Source organism: Geodermatophilus chilensis, assembly GCF_002802985.1.
GTDB classification, from domain to species: domain Bacteria; phylum Actinomycetota; class Actinomycetes; order Mycobacteriales; family Geodermatophilaceae; genus Geodermatophilus; species Geodermatophilus chilensis.
The window spans coordinates 1-17834 of record NZ_NVPT01000059.1; the positions used below are offsets into that span (position 1 = coordinate 1).

Annotated in this window: 13 protein-coding genes and 1 pseudogene; 10 read left to right on the forward strand and 4 right to left on the reverse strand. The window is 74.0% G+C overall.

Annotated features, from left to right (window positions below; translation table 11 throughout):
* Positions 1–436: 436 nt before the first annotated feature.
* Positions 437–1942: a hypothetical protein gene (locus CNO22_RS11815; protein ID WP_100499563.1), complete on the reverse strand. Its 1506-nt coding sequence runs from the start codon at positions 1940–1942 to the stop codon at positions 437–439.
* 302 nt (positions 1943–2244) lie between these two features.
* Positions 2245–2553 carry a hypothetical protein gene (locus CNO22_RS11820; protein WP_100499564.1) on the reverse strand — a complete coding sequence of 103 codons (309 nt, stop codon included), beginning with the start codon at positions 2551–2553 and terminating at the stop codon, positions 2245–2247.
* 149 nt (positions 2554–2702) lie between these two features.
* Here CNO22_RS11820 and CNO22_RS11825 point away from each other — a divergent pair, with 149 nt between their 5' ends.
* The 5 genes from CNO22_RS11825 (at position 2703) to CNO22_RS11845 (ending at position 9239) form a co-directional block, all read left to right on the forward strand.
* The gene (locus tag CNO22_RS11825; RefSeq protein WP_100499565.1) at positions 2703–3524 is read left to right on the forward strand and encodes an SRPBCC family protein; all 822 of its coding nucleotides are present in this window, start codon (positions 2703–2705) and stop codon (positions 3522–3524) included.
* A gap of 157 nt (positions 3525–3681) precedes the next feature.
* Entirely contained in the window at positions 3682–4659 is a 978-nt protein-coding gene (locus tag CNO22_RS11830) for a patatin-like phospholipase family protein (RefSeq protein WP_100499566.1), read from the forward strand.
* Between the two features lie 433 nt (positions 4660–5092).
* On the forward strand, positions 5093–6124 hold the full coding sequence (locus CNO22_RS11835; protein ID WP_100499567.1) for an aldo/keto reductase: 1032 nt from the start codon (positions 5093–5095) through the stop codon (positions 6122–6124).
* A gap of 110 nt (positions 6125–6234) precedes the next feature.
* On the forward strand, positions 6235–7404 hold the full coding sequence (locus CNO22_RS11840; protein ID WP_100499568.1) for an HD domain-containing phosphohydrolase: 1170 nt from the start codon (positions 6235–6237) through the stop codon (positions 7402–7404).
* 113 nt (positions 7405–7517) lie between these two features.
* Positions 7518–9239: a two-component system sensor histidine kinase NtrB gene (locus tag CNO22_RS11845; protein ID WP_100499569.1), complete on the forward strand. Its 1722-nt coding sequence runs from the start codon at positions 7518–7520 to the stop codon at positions 9237–9239.
* 79 nt (positions 9240–9318) lie between these two features.
* Here CNO22_RS11845 and CNO22_RS11850 read toward each other — a convergent pair whose 3' ends face one another.
* Together CNO22_RS11850 and CNO22_RS11855 are read right to left on the reverse strand one after the other, a co-directional pair.
* Positions 9319–11904: a putative bifunctional diguanylate cyclase/phosphodiesterase gene (locus CNO22_RS11850; RefSeq protein WP_232806980.1), complete on the reverse strand. Its 2586-nt coding sequence runs from the start codon at positions 11902–11904 to the stop codon at positions 9319–9321.
* 14 nt (positions 11905–11918) lie between these two features.
* Positions 11919–13433: a S8 family serine peptidase gene (locus CNO22_RS11855; RefSeq protein ID WP_198588269.1), complete on the reverse strand. Its 1515-nt coding sequence runs from the start codon at positions 13431–13433 to the stop codon at positions 11919–11921.
* A gap of 728 nt (positions 13434–14161) precedes the next feature.
* Here CNO22_RS11855 and CNO22_RS11860 point away from each other — a divergent pair.
* The 5 genes and pseudogenes from CNO22_RS11860 (at position 14162) to CNO22_RS11885 (ending at position 17791) form a co-directional block, all read left to right on the forward strand.
* Complete coding sequence (locus CNO22_RS11860) at positions 14162–14467, forward strand: PspC domain-containing protein (protein ID WP_100499572.1); 306 nt, start codon at positions 14162–14164, stop codon at positions 14465–14467.
* Positions 14468–14558: 91 nt separating this feature from the next.
* On the forward strand, positions 14559–15182 hold the full coding sequence (locus CNO22_RS11865; RefSeq protein WP_100499573.1) for an LURP-one-related/scramblase family protein: 624 nt from the start codon (positions 14559–14561) through the stop codon (positions 15180–15182).
* Positions 15183–15288: 106 nt separating this feature from the next.
* Entirely contained in the window at positions 15289–15528 is a 240-nt protein-coding gene (locus tag CNO22_RS11870) for a diguanylate cyclase domain-containing protein (protein WP_108724374.1), read from the forward strand.
* A pseudogene (locus CNO22_RS29015) lies at positions 15504–16231 on the forward strand (EAL domain-containing protein). Before CNO22_RS11870 ends, CNO22_RS29015 begins: the two are co-directional and overlap by 25 nt.
* Positions 16232–16375: 144 nt before the next feature.
* On the forward strand, positions 16376–17791 hold the full coding sequence (locus tag CNO22_RS11885; protein WP_100499576.1) for a M1 family aminopeptidase: 1416 nt from the start codon (positions 16376–16378) through the stop codon (positions 17789–17791).
* The last annotated feature ends 43 nt before the right edge of the window (positions 17792–17834 follow it).

Sequence of the window (17834 nt, forward strand, 5' to 3'; positions counted from 1 at the left end):
CGGGTGCCGAGGAGGTCACCCAAACGGGGTACACCGCCGCGGTCAAGGCTCGCGGGAGTTCCCATGCACGCCGACCCCGCCCGGGGGTCAGGACGCTGCCCATGGCCACGCCCACTCCCGGCCGCGCACCTCAGCCCCACGGGCTACGAGACCCTGCACCTGACAGGAGCCGTGGACCCACATGGCGGAGCACGCAGAGGAGATGGAGCGGCTGCCCAAAGCCGACCTCGACGACGGGACGCTCGTCTACCGCTGAGCCCGGCTGTCGCAGGGGGCGGCGGGAGGACACCCGCGCCCAGGTCGTCCCGTCGACGGGACGACCAGGGGGCGGGGCTACGCCGTCCGGGTCCGACGTCCGGCGCCGGTGAGCACACCCCCACCCGCACCGGCGTGGACGGCGTCGGGACCCGCAGTGGCCGGTACGGCTACACCGTGGTCACGGCCGTCCGGCGGGGCCGTCGTCCGACTTGGCGGGTGGGATCAGCGGGTCCGGCAGCGGAGCGTCCGTCCCGCGGGGGCGGCCCGTGCCCGACGCCGGCGGGGGTGGGGTCGCGACGACGTCGGCCTGCTCGATGACCGCGTCGACGCCCACCGTCTCCGCGCCGGCGCCGGCGTCAGCGCTGTGGCGGCCGGACCCACCTCCGGACAGCTTGTCGATGCTCCCCTTCAGCGGAGCCGGCGCGGCGGCCCTGACCTGCTCCAGGGCCTGCTGGACCTCCGGCCGCTCCATCACGTCGGCCGCGGCCTGCTTGATCTGCTCGTACCGGGCCCGCCCGGCGCGCGCGCCGAGCACGTACCCGACACCGAAACCGAGCCCCAACGACAACCTGCCCACGAGTCTCCTCCAGCCCTTCTCCAGTCGTTCACCGGTCTCGGCCACCGCCTCGGGCACCGCCTCGGCTGCCGCGCCCACCGTGAGCACGGCATGCAGACCCGTCCGGCCGGCACGGCCGACGGCCGCTGCCACCCGCGGCACGGCCGCCGCGACCGCCAGGGTGGTCGCATCGCTGGCGCGCAGGGCCGAGTCCGTCCCGGCCCGGGCGGCCCGCCAGGCCGCCTGCCCGGTCGTGGCCAGCCACGGCGCGAGCCGCGCCGTGGCCTCGTCGGTGTAGGTCCTCGCCGCCGTCGACGCCTCCCGGCCGAGCTCCGCTGCGGCAACGGCCGCGCGGCCGACCGACCGGGCACCTGCGGAGGCGCCGCGCTGCGCCAGGTGGGCCGAGGCCTCCACCACCGGTCCGGCCGCCGCGGCGATCTCCGCGGCTCGAGCGCGGACGGCGGCGGTGCCCGCCAGGGCGCGCTGCGCGGCCGACCTCGGCGGGGGAGCCCCGCGTCGCAGCAGGCGCACCGACCCGAGGGGCGATCCCCGGCGCAGGCGTACCGCCGCCACCACGGCTGCCGTGAGACCGGCCAGCACGGCCACCACGGCCGCCACCCCGCGACCGCGCCTCGCGTCACCGCTCGGGACGCGCTGACCGACGGACGCGTCAGAGGCGGACGCGTCCGGTGCGGACCCGGTCGGCTGGGACACGGGGGACCCGACCTCGGTCGGTGCGGACTCGGTCGGCTCGGACGCGGTCGACTCGATCGGCTCGGCGTCGGGGGCGGGCAGGAGGCTGTCCGAGGTGGCGGTCGAGTATTCGATCCCGTAGTGCCGGTAGAGCTCCGCCTCCTGGTCCTGGGACAGCTCGTGCGCCGGACCGAACCGTGGCGCGCCGTCGGCCTGGTCGCGGGTGACCGTGACCTGCACCCGGCCACCGCTCCCGGTCGCGTCGAGGAGCGGCACCACGACGGTCATTTCGTCGCGTTCGGCGTACAGCCACTCCGGCAGCCCGGTCGCCTCGTCCGCCAGCAGGGCGGCGCACACGCCGATCTCTGCGCCGTCGCGGTCGACCACCGTCCGGCCGATCCAGTCCTTCGCCGCATCCCGATCGGGCAGTGTCATGGTTGCTTCCTGTCGTGAGCGCCGGACGACCGGGCCGTCGCACGACGGCCGTCGCCCGCAGCTACCCAGCAGGTGGCGTGCCAATCCGCCGCGGTCGGACACCCGCAGCAGCCCGGGTGCGAGCAGCGCCCGGACCTGGCCGGATGCGTCGTACGACGGTGTCCGTGGATGCCGGGTTCGCAGCTCAGGAACTGTGCATCCGCGCACGCCGGTGCCGAGGCGTCAGCCGTGGGGGGCGGTCCCGGGCCCGGCGGTCATCCCGGACCCGGGTCCGTCGCCCGAGACGTTCCCGCGGGAACGTCTCAGGCGGCCAGCGGGTGGTGGTGGCAGCGGCCACCGGCGGTCGCGCGGGCACCGCACGGCGCGCCGGCCTTGGTGCGGCCGCCGCTGTCACCACAGCGGGTCGGCCCGGCGACGACCGGCGCGACCACTGCAGGAGCGGCGACGGGGCGGGAGAAGGGCAGGACGACGGCGTCGCGCTCGTCGACCGGTGCGGCCGGGAGGGGAGTGGCGGCCGGGGTCGGGCGGGCGGCCCGGCGGTGCAGGACCGTGGCGGCGGTCGATCCGGCGAGGAAGGCGGCGAGGGCGGTGGCGACGTGGCTGGCGCGCATGCCTGCTTCATCGGCGGACGACGTCCACGGCGCGAACCCGGGCGCCACACCTGTCCCACCAGCCGCAGGCGCTCGAGGGTGGCGTGCATCACCTGTTGCGCCCGAGGGTAGCCGGGGTGATCCATTGCCCGCGAGAGAGAGGACCAGCGATGACCACCAAGGTCGAGAGGTCGATCCAGGTCGACGTACCGGTGAACCAGGCCTACAACCAGTGGACCCAGTTCGAGGACTTCCCGCACTTCATGGGCGGGGTCCGGGAGGTCCGCCAGCTCGACGACCGGCGCCTGCACTGGGTCGCCGAGATCGCGGGCGTCCGTCGGGAGTGGGACGCCTCGATCCTCGAGCAGGAACCGGACCGCAAGGTCGCCTGGGCAGCCACCAGCGGCGCCACGAACGCCGGAGCGGTCCGCTTCGAGGCCACCGGCCCGAGCTCGACGATCGTCCACCTGACCCTGGAGTACGAGCCCGAGGGCCCGGTCGAGCAGGTCGGCGACAAGCTCGGCATCGTCGAGCGGCAGGTCGACTCCGACCTCCAGCGGTTCAAGCAGCTGATCGAGGACGAGGGCTACGCCACCGGCGCGTGGCGCGGCTCGATCAACGAGGACCTCGACGTCGGCACGCCCGGCGTCGGCGACGCCGTCGGCTCGCACGGGGACGCCGGCAAGGCCGGGGTCTCCGGGAAGGCCGTTGCCGCCGGCGTCGCGGCCGCGGCCGGTGTCGCGGCAGCAGCCGGCGCCGCCGTGGCCGCGTCGAAGGGGAGTGAGCAGGAGCAACGGCCGGAGGAGGGCGTGCGCCAGCCCGAGGAGGTCACCGTCGTCGAGCAGCCGCCCCCGGCCGTGGTGCGCGACGACGCGCTGACCACCGAGTCCGACCCGGCGGGCTACACCACCCCGTCCTCCACCGAGGGCGTCGAGAAGGGCGTCCGGGACGGCGGCGACGACCCCATGATCGGCGGCGGCAGCCGCCGGTGAGCTCCGCGGTCGGTGGCGGCGGGACCGGTGTCGCCGCCACCGACCGCCGACCCGGAGCCGGACGTGCGGCCGGGCTCCGCGCCCGACGGCCGGGGTCCGCACGTCGTCGGGCGGAGGGTCGCGGACCCGACCGGGGCACTGGCACGCTCGCTCCGTGATGCGCGTCGGCGTGGTGCTGGGCGGTGGCGGCGTCGTGGGCCAGGCGTACCACTCGGGCGTGCTGGCGGTGCTCGAGCACGACTTCGGCTTCGACGCGCGCACGGTCGAGGTGATCGTCGGGACGTCGGCCGGTTCCATCACCGGCACGCTGCTCCGCCTGGGCGTCTCGGCCGAGGACCTCGCCGCCTGGACGGTGAAGGCCCCGCTGTCGGACGAGGACGACGTCCTCCGCCACATGGCCGGCACCCTCGTCCCCGAGCTCGCGCCCTTCAACCCGCTGCACGTCCTGCGCCGGCCGCTGGCGCTGCCCGGGCGGCACATGGTGCAGCGTGCGCTGACCCGACCGTGGCGGTTCCGACCGCTGGCGGCCGGCATGGCCCTCATCGCGCCGGGACGGCACGACGTCGCCGAGCAGCTGGCCGCCCTCCGCGAGCTGGAGGGACCGGGGTGGCCGGACCCCGACCTGTGGATCTGCGCCGTCCGCCGGCGCGACGGTCGCCGGGTCGTGTTCGGCCGCCCGGGGACGCCCGAGGTGCCGGTCCACCTGGCGGTCGCGGCGTCCTGCGCCGTGCCCGGGTACTTCGCCCCGGTCCAGATCCGCGGGCACCAGTACGTCGACGGCGGGGTGCACTCGCCCACCAACGCCGCGGTCCTCCGCGGTCGGGGGCTGGACCTCGTCGTCGTCATCTCGCCGATGAGCGGCCCCGCGGGCTGGCTCCCCAACTTCTACGCGGCGTCCCGCCGGCACTCCGCACGCCTGCTGAGGCACGAGGTCCGGGCGCTGCAGCGGGCCGGCGTCCGGACAGTCGTCTTCGCCCCCGGTGCGGCCGAACAGCGGGCCATGGGCAACGACATGATGTCGCGGCGCAACCTCAACGAGGTCATCCAGCGGTCCTTCCTGGCCGCCGGCGCGTACGCCGCCACCCGGGAGGTCGCCGATCTCATCGAGGCGGCGGTGGACTCGCAGAGCCGCTGACCGCACGGGCACGAGCTCCCGACGACGGGCCGGACGACGTCAGCGCTCGGCTGTGCCCTGCGGATCGGCCGGAGCAAGCGTCGGACCATGAAGAGGCAAACACTTCGCCAACGCCCCGGCTCGCGGGTCCTGCCCACGGTCGGCGTCCCTAGCGTCCTCGGCCACACGCACTGCGGATCTCCCAGCGCGCGGTGCACGCCTCCTGCGAGAGGACGGGGTCGGCTGATGTCCGTCTCGATGACCGATCTGATCGTCTTCGGCGCGATCGCCGTCGTGATCCTGGTGCTGGTGCTCGTCATGTGGGTGCTGGCCAGACGGCGGTGACGGGTGTGGCCGTGGCACCGGGACGGGACGGCGGTGCCTGATCTCCGGTGGTGGTCCCCGCGCGGCTGCGGCAAGGTCGCGCGGGACCCCCGGAGAAGAGGAGCACCTCGTGGAGTACCGCACGCTCGGCCGCAGCGGCTGCGCGGTCTCGGCCCTGGCCCTGGGCACGATGACCTTCGGCGCCGAGACCGACGAGGCGGGTGCGCACGAGCAGCTCGACCTCTTCGTCGAGGCCGGCGGCACGCTGGTCGACCTCGCCGACGTCTACTCCGCCGGCGCGGCCGAGGAGATCACCGGGCGGTGGCTGGCCGCCCGCCCGGCCGACGTCCGCGACCGCGTCGTCCTGGCCACCAAGGGACGCTTCCCGATGGGCGAGGACCCCAACGCCCTCGGCACCTCCCGCCGCCACCTGCGCCGCGCGCTCGACGACTCCCTGCGCCGGCTGGGCGTCGACCACGTCGACCTCTACCAGCTCCACGCCTGGGACCCGCTGACCCCGCTCGAGGAGACGCTGCGCTTCCTCGACGACGCCGTCTCCGCCGGCAAGATCGGCTACCCCGGCCTGTCGAACTTCACCGCCTGGCAGGTGCAGAAGACCGTCGACCTCGCCGAGCACCGGTACCTCGCCGTCCCGGTGACGCTGCAGCCGAGCTACAGCCTGCTGGTCCGGGACATCGAGTTCGAGATCGTCCCCGCCTGCCTGCACAACGGCCTGGGCATGCTGCCGTGGGGCCCCCTCGGCGGCGGCTGGCTGTCGGGCAAGTACACCCGCGACCAGCGGCCCGAGGGCGCGACCCGGCTGGGGGAGGACCCCGGCCGCGGCATGGAGGCCTACGACCGGGTCGGCTCCCGGCAGCGCACCTGGGACGTGCTGGAGGCCGTCCAGGACGTCGCCGAGGCGCGCGGCGTCTCGATGCCGCAGGTCGCGCTCGCCTGGCTGGTCGACCGGCCGGCCGTCACCTCGGTCATCCTCGGCGCCCGCACTCCTACGCAGCTCCGGGACAACCTGGGCGTCGTGGACGTGACGCTGGAGCCGGAGGACCTCGCCCGGCTGGACGCCGTCAGCGACCCCGGCCGTGCCGACTACCCGTACGGCGACGTGGGGACCGAGGCGCGCAGCCGCGAGCCCGCCGGCCCCTGACCCCCTGGGTGGGGCTGCATCCCGATACGACTCAAGCTCGAACGGATCCTGCCGAGATCTGAGATGTCGCCTCTCCTCGGGGCGCAGGACCGTCACGACCGGAGTGCCGCATGACCACCTTCTCCGCGCTGCCCAGGCCGGGGGCCGACCTCGCCCCGATCCTCCTCGTGGACGACGAGGTGGCGATCCTGGACGGCCTGCGCCGCCAGCTCCGCAAGAGGTTCACCGTCCACACCGCGGGCAGCGGGGCCGCCGCGCTCGAGCTGCTCGAGACCACGCCCGTGGCCGTCGTCGTGTCCGACATGCGCATGCCGCAGATGGACGGCGCGACGTTCCTGGCGAAGGTCCGCGCCTCCTACCCGGACGTCGTCCGCATCCTGCTGACCGGCCAGGCGGACACCCAGTCGGCCATCGACGCGGTCAACCAGGGGCAGATCTACCGCTTCCTCACCAAGCCGTGCCCGCCGGACGTGCTGCTCGACGAGATCGGCAGCGCGGTCGAGTACAACCGCCTGGTCACCGCCGAGAAGGAGATGCTGCGGACGACGCTGCGGCGCACCGTCGAGGCGCTCACCGAGACCCTCTCGCTGGCCCAGCCGGCCGCGTTCGCCCGCGCCCAGCGCGTCACCCGCACGGTCACCGAGCTGGCCCAGCACCTGCAGGTCGAGGAGCCGTGGGAGCTGGAGATCACCGCCATGCTCGCCCACCTCGGCACCGTCACGCTCCCGCCCAAGCTGCTAGAGAAGCTCGAGGCCGGCCGTCCCCTCGATGAGGACGAGCGGGACATGGAGCGCCGCGTGCCCGCCATCAGCCGCGACCTGGTCGCCGGCATTCCGCGGCTGGAGTCCGTGGCCGACGCGATCGGCTGGCACCGCGCCCGCTACGACGGAGCCGGGTCGGTCGGCGACGTCCCCCGCGGCGACGACCTGCCGATGAGCGCCCGCGTCCTACGGGTTGCGGTCGACTTCGACGCGGGGATGGCCCAGCGCCCGTCGGTGCACGACACCCTCCAGGCGCTGCGCGCCGACGGGGGCGCCTACGACCCCGCCGTGCTCGACGCGCTGTCCAGCATCCACGACGCCGAGGAGGCCGAGCCGGCTCCGAAGGCGGTGTCGATCGTGGACCTCTCGCCCGACATGGTCGTGTTCGACGACGTCCTGACCACCGACGGCGTGCTCCTCGTCGGCCGCGGCACGGTCGTCACCGAGCCGCTCATCCACCGCCTCGAGAACTTCGTCAGCCAGCAACGGGTGCGCGACGAGGTCTGGGTGCGTGGCTGACCCCACCCCACCTGCGGCACTGGCGGCCCGGCCCCGCGACGACGCGGGGCCGGGCCGCCGCCGTACTCCCGCCGCACCCACCCGCACACCGACGTCCGACAGGTAGGCAGGCCATGTCCATCTCCACGGAGACCTCGATCTCCCTGATGTCCTTCGACGAGGCGAGCGCCGCCGTCGTCTCCTTCCTCAAGGGCGCCGTGCCCATGGGCTTCTGGTCTATCTCCCGGGTCGGCGAAGGCCGGCAGACCTACCTGACCGTCGAGGACGACGCCTACGGGCTCGGGGTGGGGGACGGCGGCGCCTGGTCGGAGTCCCTCTGCCAGCGCATGGTCAGCGGCGAAGCCCCGCAGATCGCCCCCGAGGCCATGGCCGTCCCTGCGTACGCGTCGGCGGAGGCTGCCCAGCGCATGCAGATCGGCGCGTACGTGGGCGTTCCGATCCGGGCCGGCGACGGGAGCCTGTTCGGGACGCTGTTCGGGCTGGACCCCACCGTGCAGTCCCCGCGGCTGCTGGAGCAGGCGCCGGTGTTCCGCATGCTCGCCGACCTGCTCGGCCGTGTGCTGGAGACCGAGAAGCTGCGCGCCGACGCGGAGGAGCAGGCCGACGAGCTGCGCCGGCAGACCTCCGCTCTGGCGCGCTCGGAGACCCTGCACCGCGTGCTCGCCGAGGTGAGCGCCGACGTCATCAGCCGGCACGCGCCCGACGGCCGGTTCCTCTACGTGTCGCGGGCGGCGCAGGACCTGTTGGGCATCCCGCCGGAGGAGCTGCTGGGCACCCACCCGGCCGAGCTCGTGCATCCCGACGACCGAACCGACCTGCTCGGCGACGAGGCCGGCCGGCCGGGGGAGGAGGTGCCGGAGGAGCTGACCTTCCGGATGCGCCACCGGGACGGGCAGTGGGTCTGGGTGGAGTCGACGCGTTCGGTGCTGCGCGACTCCCGCGGCGAGATCACCGAGATCCAGATGGCCACCCGGGACATCACCCAGCGCCGGGCCCGCGAGGCGGAGTACCAGCGGGAGTCGAAGCTCGAGTCGCTCGGCCGGCTCTCCGCGGGCCTGGCCCACGAGATCAACACGCCGATCCAGTACGTGGGCGACAACGCGCGCTTCCTCGAGGAGGCGTACCAGGAGCTCATCCGCGTGGTCGAGGTCTACCGCGCCCTGCTGGACACCTCCAACCCGATCGGGTGGGCCGAGCGACAGGAGCGGGTCCGAGAGGCCGAGGCCGGCATCGACTTCGAGTACCTGGAGGAGGAGATCCCCAGTGCCGTCGCGCAGACCCTGCAGGGCATCGACCGGGTCGCCACGATCGTCCGGGCCATGAAGACCTTCAGCCACCCCGGGCACCAGGAGCAGGCGCCGGCCGACCTCAATGAGGCGCTGGCCGCGACGATCACCGTCACCCGGCACCAGGTCAGCGACGTCGCCGATCTGCACCTCGAGCTCGGCGAGCTCCCGCCCGTGGTGTGCAACATCGCCGACCTGAACCAGGTCTTCCTCAACCTCACCGTCAACGCCGCCGACGCCATCGAGGAGACCGGGCGGCGCGGCTCGATCACCGTCTCCACCACCGTGGAGGGCGAGGACGCCGTCGTCCGCATCACCGACACCGGGGGCGGCATCCCGGAGGACGTCCGCATCCGGATGTTCGACCCCTTCTTCACCACCAAGGACGTCGGCCGCGGCAGCGGGCAGGGCCTGCCCCTCGCGCGCGGCGTCGTCCAGGAGGGCCACGGCGGCAGCCTGACCTTCGACTCGGTCACGGGGGAGGGCACCACCTTCGTCATCCGCATCCCCGTCGAGGGCCGGGCCCCGGCCGACCAGCCTGGGGTCTGACCCCCGCGCGCAGCGCGCGCACGCGACGAACGGACCGCCGCCCGGGAGGACACCTCCCGGGCGGCGGTTCGTTGCGCACTCAGGCGGTGGGGACGCCGCCCCGAACGGACGTCACTCCACCGGTCATGACCGCCAGCACGGTCTCCGCGTCGACCGGGCGGGAGAACAGGTAACCCTGGGCGAGGTCGCAGCCGAGCTCCGCCACGTGCTCGTGCTGGTGCGGCGTCTCGACGCCCTCGGCCACGGTGAGCAACCCCAGGGCGCCGGCCAGATCGACGACGGCCCGGGTGACCACGTCGGCGTTGGTGTCCCGGCCGAGGCCGTCGACGAACTCGCGGGCCACCTTGAGCATGTCCAGCGGAAAGCGGCACAGGTAGGCCAGCGAGGAGTAGCCCGTGCCGAAGTCGTCGATGGCGATGCGGACGCCGAGTTCCTTGAGTCCGACCAGGGTGCGGGTGGCCGCCTCCCGATCCTGCATCAACACGGTCTCGGTGATCTCGAGGACCAGCCGGCACGGGTCCAGATCCGCCTCGGTGAGCGCGTCGCGCACCTGGTCGACGATCCGCGGGTCGGTGACCTGCCGCGCGGACAGGTTCACCGTAACCATGGGCGCGGGGCTGACGGCGTCCGGGCGGGTCCACCGCGCAGCCTGCCGGCAGGCGTCGCGCAGCACTAAGGCGCCGATCTCGGTGATCAGGCCGGTCTCCTCGGCTAGCGGGATGAAGGTGTCCGGCGGCCGGAACCCGTCGGTGGGGTGCTGCCAGCGGACCAGTGCCTCGGCCCCGGCCGCGTGCCCGGTGCGCAGATCGACCAGCGGCTGGTAGACGACGGTGAACTCCCCGCGGGTGAGGCCGGCGGCCAGCTCGGCCCCCGGGTCGGGCCGGTCCTCACCGCCCTCGGCGAGGCCGGGCTCGTAGAAGGTCGAGATGCCGCGGCCCCCGCGCTTGGCGGCGTACATCGCGACGTCGGCGTGCTGGATGAGGGTGTCGACGTCGGTGGCGGCGTCGGCGATGGCCACGCCGATGCTGGCCCCGACGGTCGCCACGCGCCCGGCTCCCAGGTCGATCGGCAGGTCCAGCTGGGCGCGGATGCGGCCCAGTACCTGGTGGACCCCGGCCTCGTCGATCGGTCCGTGCAGTAGCACCGCGAACTCGTCGCCGCCCAGCCGGGCGGCGGTGTCGGCCGCTCGCAGGCAACTGTGCAGCCGTTCGGCGAACGCCCGCAGCAGCACGTCGCCGGCCTCGTGGCCGTAGGTGTCGTTGACCGGCTTGAAGCCGTCGAGGTCGATGTAGAGCACCGCCGGCCAGAGCCCGTTGCGGCCGGCGAGGGCGAGCGCGTGCTCCGTCCGGTCGAGGAAGAGCGTCCGGTTGGGCAGCCCGGTGAGGGCGTCGTGCATCGCCTGGTGGCGCAGGTTCTCCTTGAGCTCGGTCACCTGGCGCAGGTCGTGCTCCAGGCGGCCGCGCTCCAGCGACGTCGCCACGTGCCGGGCGAAGGTCTCCAGCAGCGCTAGGTCGTTGCGGCTGAACGTGGCGACGTCCCCGAGCCGGTCGCCGACGAGCAGCAGCCCGTGCGTCCGGTCCTCGGTCCGCAGCACCGAGACCATGGCGTCCTTGAAGCCGCGGTCAGCGGAGTAGCGGTCCAGGGCCTGGCCGCGCGCCGCGCCGGTGCGGGTCGTGAACGTGCCGGTGGCGGTGGCGCAGTCCACCAGCCGGGTCGCCTGCTGGGGGTCCTCCAGCAGGGCCAGCGCCACCGGCTCCTGGCCGTCGCGGCTGCGGCTCATCGTCGCGGTGCCGTCCTCGCCGAGCAGAACCAGCTCGGCGACCCCCGCGGAGAAGGCGCCGCGCACAGAAGCGAGGAACTGCCCCAAGGCGGTGTCCGCGTCGCCGGTGTAGAGCAGCGACGTGGTCTCGTGCAGCAGCCGCAGGTTGTCCTGCTGTTCCCGTGCCCGGGTGTAGGCGCGGTACGCGGCGGCGGAGAGCACGGCCGGCGCGACCAGCAGCACCAGGGCCGTGGGGTCGTGCGCGGCCGTGCGGGCCACGAGCAGCCCCACCGTCGCCACCCCGAGCGTGAAGGGGAGGGAGGTGGCGATGATTCGGAACAGCTCCCTGGCGTACACGGAGCCGTCCGACAGCCGCATGGCGGCGAAGATGCACAGGTCGGCGGTGAGCGTGGCCACCGCGACGGCGGTCAGCGCGGCCGCCCAGTCCCAGGGGCCGGACCAGGCCGCGGCCCGGGCCAGCGCGGCGAACGCGATGGTAGCCAGACAGCCGCCCAGTGCGTACTGGGCCACGTTGAAGGCCAGCTTGAGCCCGGACTGGCGTCGGTGCAGGACCAGCGCCAGCCCGGTACCGACTACTTGCGCGGTGACGAGGGCGGCCGGCTCGAGGAGGTACAGCCCGGCGACGAGGGTGAGGTCGGTCAGGGAGAAGGAGTGGGAGTCCCGTCGCAGGTGGACGTGCACCACCAGGATCTCGCCGGCCGCGAAGGCGGCCACCCACAGGGGCCACGGCACGCTCAGCGGTGTGTAGAGACCCGGCAAATCACGGACGACGATGACGAACAGCGTCACCGCGGCCGCGGCCACGGCCGCGACCAGCAGCGTGACCCGCTGATCTGCGGTCAGCCGGAACAGGCTCGAACGTGCCACGGGGTGGCTGTCCGTCATCGTCGTCACGGGAATCAGCTCCAGTCCGAGGCGGACCAGGTGTGGCCGGACCAGGTGTGGCCGGACCAGGTGTGGCCGGACCAGGTGTGGCCGGACCAGGTGTGGCCGGACCAGGTGTGGCCGGACCAGGTGTGGCCGGACCAGGTGTGGCCGGACCACGTGCCGTCGGACCAGGTGCTGCCAGCGGCGGCCGCGCTGGCCCAGGCCTCGGCGTCCCAGGCGAAGCCCCAGACGTCGATCTCACCCTCGAGCACCACGCCCTCGTACTCGAGGTGGGCCGACCCGCGGGCTTGCTCCAGGGAACCCAGGCCGGTGGCGCGCGGCCAGGTTTGGATGGCGTCCGGGGTCGCTGCCTGGCGCGCCCGCTTGAGGTCGACCAGCCCGTGACCCTGGGCGATCGGATCGGCCTTCGGCAACTCCTTGGCCGTGCCGGTGAGCAGGGCCTTGAGCTGGTCGGGCGTGATGTCCGGCCGCTGCTGAACGAGCAGGGCGGCCGCGCCGGAGACCACAGCGGCGGCCTGCGAGGTGCCGCTGCCGCGGAAGAACCGCTCCCCGTTACGCGCCCCCGGGTAGCTGGTGTCCAGGTAGGACCCCGGGTTGCGCAGGCTCACCACGCTCGCGCCAGGCGCGACCAGGTCGGGGTTGCGAATGCCGTCGCCGGTGCTCGACCAAGCCGGGACGACGTCGTCGCCGACCCCGTGCGTGCCCTTGCCGTCGACCCCACCCACGGCGATCACGTACGGGTCGTACGCCGGATTGGTCAGCTTCCCACTGTCGTGCCCACTGTTGCCGGCGGCGACGACGACGGCGATGCCGCTGTGCCAGGCCGTCTCCACCGCGTAGGTGAGCGGGTCGAGCTGGTAGTCCTGCACACCGTCGGTGCCGAAGGACAGGTTCAGCACCCGGATGTTCAGCCCGTCCTTGTTGCGGTGCTGCACTACCCAGTCGATGCCGGCGATCACCTGCGACACGTCGGTCATGCCCTGGGCATCGGCGACCTTCACGCTGACGATCCGCGCGTCCGGGGCCACACCCTTGAAGTTCGAGGTGTCCTGACTGGTCACCGGGCCAGCGGAGGCGTCGTCCCGGCCGGCGATGATGCCGGCCATGTGTGTGCCGTGACCGTAGCTGTCCAGATTGCTGACCGGGCTGGGCGAGCAACCCGTCTCATCGCAGACCTCGGCCTCGAAGGAGAGGTCCGGGCCGTGCACGACCTTGCCCGGCGCACGCAGTCCGTCGACCGGCACGACGCCGGAGTCGATGAGCGCCACGTCGACGCCCCTGCCGGTGTAACCGCGGTCCCACATGCCCGAGGCGCCGATGACCTCGTGGTTGATCGAGTACATGGAGCCGGAGAGACTGTTGACCGCCTCGGTCTCGGCGTCGTGCAGCTGGACGGCGGCGTCCTCGGTGACCGACCGGACTCCGGGCGCCGAACGGAGCAGGCCCAGCCGGTCGCCCGGCAGCGTCGCGCTGAAGCCGTTGATGATCCCCAGCGGCTCCTCGACGATGCCGCCCAGAGCGGTCACCGCACGCTCAGGAGCGTTCCCGGCTCCCGTGAACTCCTGGACGATCACAGACACCGGATCGGTGGAGGGCTCGGTCGACGCCTGCGCCGTGGCCGGGCCGGCCAGACCGGCGGCCACGGCCGCCGCGGCGGTGATCGTGATGACCCGCCGGGGGACGCGGGACGACCTACCCCGCGGTTCTCCAGACGGAAGCCCGGCCAGTGGCCGCCCCCTCGTCGTCGTGTTCCTGCGCATGACCTTTCCTCTCTGATTGTGGCTCTGGGAGAGAGGTCGGCACGAAACGGGATCGCCTGTAACGCCGGGCGGTCGGGAGTTGCGACGGTTCACCCGGGGGGAGGAGCCCTCAGCTACCGGTCGGGCACGGCCATCGGGAGGGCCACACGGCTCCGCGCCAGTTCGGAGGCGGCCGCGACGTGGCCCGGGGAGCCCTGCTCGGCGGACCAGTGCCGGGCCCCTCGTACCGGTGGACGAGGACCTCCGCACCAGCACCGCGGAAGCCGGACGACACCTCGTCGAGCTCACTCCGCGGTGAACCACGGATCACCCGGCGCGACGTACAGCTCCACCCGCCCCGTCCGGACGTCGGAGCCCGCCGGCCGCCGTGGAAGTGAGCCATCTGCCCGGACACCCGGGCCGGGGTCGGGGACGACCCTGACCCCGGGAACGGGGGAGCGATCCGGGCGTTCCCCCGTTCCCCGCGGCGCCCGGGGAGGACCACGCTCGTCCCCATGACCAGCACACCCCAGGTCCCCGCATCCACCCGTCCCGAACTGCGCCGCAGCGGCACCGATCGGATGCTCGGCGGCGTCTGCGGCGGCCTTGCGGAGTACAGCGGCATCGACGCCGTCCTCTGGCGGGTCGGCGCCGTCGGCCTCACGGTCACCGGTGGCGCCGGCGTCGTCGTCTACCTGCTGCTGCGGGTCCTCCTGCCCTCCGCGCCGCTGCCCGCCGACCGCAGTCCCAGCCCGCTGGACCAGCTCGTCGACCGGCTGCACGCCGCCCTCACCGGCACCCGCTCCGGCCCCCGTCCCTGAGGTGTCCGGTCCGTTGATCCGCAGGACGACGTCCCGATGGGTCACGATGACGCCCGAGCGCCCAGCACCTGACCAGCACGGGAGACCCGACGTGACCGTTCCGCCCGGACCGCAGCAGCCGCCCGCCCCGATGGTCGTGCCGGCCTTCTTCGTCCGGCAGCGGATCACGCTGATGGTGAACCGCTACGAGGTGATCGGGATGAACCCCGACGGGTCCGAGGGCCCGCTGCTCGCGTTCGCGGAGCAGAAGCGGATGAAGCTCAAGGAGGAGGTCGTCTTCTACGCCGACGCCACCAAGAGCCGCGCCGTCTTCCGCTTCAAGGCGCGGCAGCGGCTCGACGTCGCGGCCGAGCACGACGTCCTCGACGAGTACGGGACCCCGCGCGGGTACTTCCGCAAGCAGTTCGGCGCCAGCCTGCTGCGCTCGACGTGGGACCTGTCGACCCCGACGCTCAACGCCGTCGGCCGCGAGCGCCGGCAGTCGATCGCCATCCTGCGCCGGGTCTGGGACTTCATCCCCTACCTCGGCGACGTCTGGGTGCCGTTCGTCTTCCACTTCGACTTCGTCGACACCGCGACCGGCGCCCCGGTGATGACCAGCGAGCGGCAGAAGGCCGTCCGCGACCGCTACACCGTCACCGTGCCCGACCCGCGGCTGGACTTCCGCGTCGCGGCGTCCATGGCCGTCGCGCTCGACGCCCTGCAGAGCCGCTAGTCCAGCGCGCCCTCGGAGACGACCGGCTCGGCCACCCGGCGCGGCCCGCCGGGCCGGGGGACGCCTCGAGGGCGCGCGACACCTGCGCGGGTCACCCGTCGGCGGCATGGCGCTGAGCGTGGACGCCAGTGTGGGCATCGCCCTCGGCCCGCGGCACTCCCGGCACGCCGAGGAGCTGCTGCAGATGGCCGACCTGGCCATGTACGCGGCCAAGGCCGGCCGCAGCGGCCCGGTCGTGTACGACGAGGAGCGCCACGGGTCCGGCCGGCACCGCCTCGAGGCCGTGGCCCAGCTGCGGCGGGCCGTGGACGAGGCGAGCTGGTGCTGCACTACCAGCCCAAGCTGACCCTGGCGACCGGCCGGGTCGACGGCGTGGAGGCGCTCGTGCGCTGGCAGCACCCCGAACGCGGGCTGCTGTTCCCCGACGCCTTCGTCGAGCTGGCCGAGTCCGCCGGTCTCATGGCGGCTCTGACCCGCCGGGTGCTGGACACCGCGCTGGCCCAGCGGCGGGCGTGGTCCGACCGCGGCCGCGAGCTGGTCGTCGCGGTCAACGGCAGCCCCTCGAACCTGGTCGACGAGGGCTTCCCCGACGAGGTGGCCGGGATGCTGGCGCGGCACGGCGTCCCCGCGTCCGCGCTGGTCCTCGAGGTGACCGAGAGCCTGCTCATGGAGGACCGGGAGCGCGCCGTCCGGGTCCTCGCCGGGCTGCGCGAGGCCGGGTCGGCGTCTCCATCGACGACTACGGCACCGGCTGGTCCAGCCTCGCCTACCTCGCCACCCTGCCGGTGACCGAGCTCAAGCTCGACCGCACCTTCGTCGGCGCGATGACCGGCAGCGCCCGGTCGGCGTCGATCGTCATCTCGACCCTGCAGCTCGCGCACGCCCTAGGCCTGGTCTTCGTCGCCGATGGCGCCGAGGACCAGGCGACCGTCGACGCGCTGACCGCCCTCGGCTGCGACGTCGTCCAGGGGTACCACCTCAGCCGGGCGCTGCCGGCCGGGCAGCTGGAGCAGTGGCTGCAGGCCAGGACGGCGACCCCCGTCGGCTGACGCCCGTTGCCTGACCCTTCCAGTTCCCGCGCAGCGGGCCTGTTGCGGATCGACCCCGTTTCGCTAGGCTCGCTGCCGAGCGGGGCGGCCGGGAGCGGACCCGTCCGGCGCGGGCCGGGCCGACCTGCCGGGTGGGGCGTACCGATGCACTCCAGGACCGCACGCGCCACGTCGATCTGCGGTGCGCTCCTGGTCCTGGCCGGCTGCACCGCTCCCGAGGGCCCGGAGGCGGCTCCAGCACTGGCGGCCGGCTGTCCGGTCACGGAGCGGGCCGCCCCCGACCCAGAGCGGCCGGTCGTCGACCTCGACCTCCGGCTGGCGGACGACCTCCGGACCGTGACCGGCACCGAGACCGTGGCCCTCACCCCGGACCTGCCGGTGGCGGAGCTCTGGTTCCGGCTGGTCCCGAACGCGCCGCAGTCGGCCGGGCACCGGCTCGCCGTCGAGGCGGTGCGCGGGGACCTCGTGGCCGGCGGCGGGTACGTCGACGCCGGCGCCGCGTCCGGGACGCCCGGGAGCCTCTACCGCGTCGACCTGCGCGAGACCGTGCCGGCAGGGCAGACCGTCTCGGTCGAGTTGGACTTCCGGCTGCGGCTCACGGCCGGGGAGACGCCGGCCGGCTTCGACCGCCTGGGCGTGGACGACAGCGTGACCTGGTGGGGCAGCGGCGCGCCACTGCTCACCTGGGAGCCCGGGGTCGGCTGGGCGCAGGACCCGATGGTCGAGGTCAGCGGCGAGACCACCGCGGCGCCCGCGGCCGACACCACCATCCGCGTCTCGGTGCCCGGCGACCTCGTCGTCCTCACGTCGGGGGACCAGGGGCGGCCGCGGGAGACCGCTGACGGCCGCCGGGTCTGGGAGTCCCACGACCCCGTCGCCCGGGACGTGCTCGTCGCGGTGGGGGAGTTCGAGACCGCGACGGTCGAGGTCGGCAGCACGCGGGTCACCACCGGCGTGCTCCCCGGTGCCGACGCCTCTGCCGAGGAGCTGGCCGAGCGCACCGCCGAGGCGATCCGGGTCCTGGAGGGCCGCTTCGGCCCGTTCCCGTATCCGACCCTCACCGTGCCCCTGGTGTCCGACGACGGCGGCGGTGAGGAGTACGCGTCGTCGATCCTGCTCGGCAGCGACGATCCGGGCCTGGTCGTCCACGAGGTCGCGCACATGTGGTTCTACGGCATGGTGGGCAACTCCCAGTTCCGCGACCCCTGGCTCGACGAGGCCTTCGCCAGCTACGCCGAGTCGGTCGCCGACGGGCACACCCACGAGGACGACCTCGACCGGGGCGGTGCCGTCGGGGGTTCGATGGCCGACTTCGACGACCAGGACGAGTACGAGGACCTCGTGTACGGCAAGGGCGCCGCGGCGCTGGCGGCCGCGCGCGAGGCGGCCGGCGAGCAGGCCTTCGACGAGGCGGTGCGCTGCTACGTGGAGACCCAGGCCTGGACGATCGCCCGGCCCGAGGACCTCGCCCGGGCGCTGCAGGGGCTCGAGCCCGCGCTCGACGTCCTGGTCGAGGCCGGTGCCCTGGACCGGCGGGACGCCGAGGCCGCCGGCGAGTGACCGGCCCGGCCCCCAACGCGCCGGAGGGCGGGGACCCGGTGCT

Bases quoted from the DNA above. Each gene is read 5' to 3' on its own strand.
- CNO22_RS11845 (WP_100499569.1), top strand. From the start codon at position 7,518: ATGTCCATCTCCACGGAGACCTCGATCTCCCTGATGTCCTTCGACGAG.
- CNO22_RS11815 (WP_100499563.1), bottom strand. From the start codon at position 1,942: ATGACACTGCCCGATCGGGATGCGGCGAAGGACTGGATCGGCCGGACG.
- CNO22_RS11825 (WP_100499565.1), top strand. From the start codon at position 2,703: ATGACCACCAAGGTCGAGAGGTCGATCCAGGTCGACGTACCGGTGAAC.
- CNO22_RS11830 (WP_100499566.1), top strand. From the start codon at position 3,682: ATGCGCGTCGGCGTGGTGCTGGGCGGTGGCGGCGTCGTGGGCCAGGCG.
- CNO22_RS11840 (WP_100499568.1), top strand. From the start codon at position 6,235: ATGACCACCTTCTCCGCGCTGCCCAGGCCGGGGGCCGACCTCGCCCCG.
- CNO22_RS11820 (WP_100499564.1), bottom strand. From the start codon at position 2,553: ATGCGCGCCAGCCACGTCGCCACCGCCCTCGCCGCCTTCCTCGCCGGA.
- CNO22_RS11885 (WP_100499576.1), top strand. From the start codon at position 16,376: ATGCACTCCAGGACCGCACGCGCCACGTCGATCTGCGGTGCGCTCCTG.
- CNO22_RS11860 (WP_100499572.1), top strand. From the start codon at position 14,162: ATGACCAGCACACCCCAGGTCCCCGCATCCACCCGTCCCGAACTGCGC.
- CNO22_RS11870 (WP_108724374.1), top strand. From the start codon at position 15,289: ATGGCGCTGAGCGTGGACGCCAGTGTGGGCATCGCCCTCGGCCCGCGG.
- CNO22_RS11850 (WP_232806980.1), bottom strand. From the start codon at position 11,904: ATGACGGACAGCCACCCCGTGGCACGTTCGAGCCTGTTCCGGCTGACC.